The organism is Pseudescherichia vulneris NBRC 102420 (assembly GCF_000759795.1).
Classification (GTDB): domain Bacteria; phylum Pseudomonadota; class Gammaproteobacteria; order Enterobacterales; family Enterobacteriaceae; genus Pseudescherichia; species Pseudescherichia vulneris.
This window is the reverse complement of the sequence record NZ_BBMZ01000049.1, coordinates 1-971: the sequence shown is the minus strand read 5'-3', so window position 1 is coordinate 971 and position 971 is coordinate 1. Positions and strand designations below refer to the sequence as shown.

Genomic DNA, 971 nt, shown 5'->3' with positions numbered 1-971 from the left:
ATTGGTCATAACCATCATGCCCTGACCTGCAACCCCGCCGTTTATCTCGATGGTCCCGTTTTTATCTATCCTCCATCCCAGCGTGCCGACAACATAGTTCGATGACTGGATGTATGCGCCAATTTTCGCATTGGTGATCGTACCATCCTGAATGAAGGTATCGCGGATAAAGGTCTGGCCGTTCTGGATTACAAACGGTAGCGTTACCGCGCTGCCTGCATAACTCATCACCGCAAACCTGTCAGCAAGGAAAACAACCTGACTCTGCATGCCTGATGGCGTGTTCTGTACTCCGAGCCCCATGCCTGCGGCATACTGCACGCCGTTAGCGTCAAGCCCCACTTTGATGCTGTACATCGCATTAAGGTTGTTGTTGATATCGGCAGTGGCCTGGGCGTTCGTCGTTACCGCTGAGCTCACACCTCCAATCGTGGCTGTCAGGGAGGTGATCTGCGCTGCCGTTGACTGCCGGTAATCAGCAAACGTCTGGCTGATACTGTTGATCGAGGCAACCGCGCCATCAACCCGGGAGGAAATCTGCAGCAGTGACTGAGCAGAGGCTTCCCGGTCGCTGGCCACAACCGTATCGATGCGGTCAATCTGGGCGCTGTTGGCGGCATTCACCGCCGTCAGGGTTCGCCGGGCACTGACCTGCGCCAGCGTGTTCTGAATCAGGGCGATCGCCGTGTTCTGCACGCTACCGCTCGCCTCAGAGGTCTGGCCCTCCAGCTCATCGAACCGGGAGGCGGTGGCGCTGTCCAGCGTGGTGACCACCTGATCCAGCTCGGTGATCGCTGCCGTGTTTTGCTCCACCTGCTCAGTAGCAGCGCCAGCCGCATCCGCTGCCGCATCAGCTTTATCAGACGCGGTTTTCGTGGCTGCCGTCAGCTGGTTAACTGCCGTTGCCCGCGCCTCCTCCTCGGTAGCGATCGCCTGGCGCACTTCGGTAATGCCCGCTGCGTTCTCCTCCG

At 58.6% G+C, this 971-nt stretch carries 1 protein-coding gene; it reads right to left on the bottom strand.

Annotated elements, in window-relative coordinates; all coding sequences use genetic code 11:
- Positions 1 to 971, bottom strand: a 971-nt coding sequence (locus EV102420_RS20760) for a DUF1983 domain-containing protein (RefSeq protein WP_042396218.1), incomplete at both ends; no start/stop codon positions are given.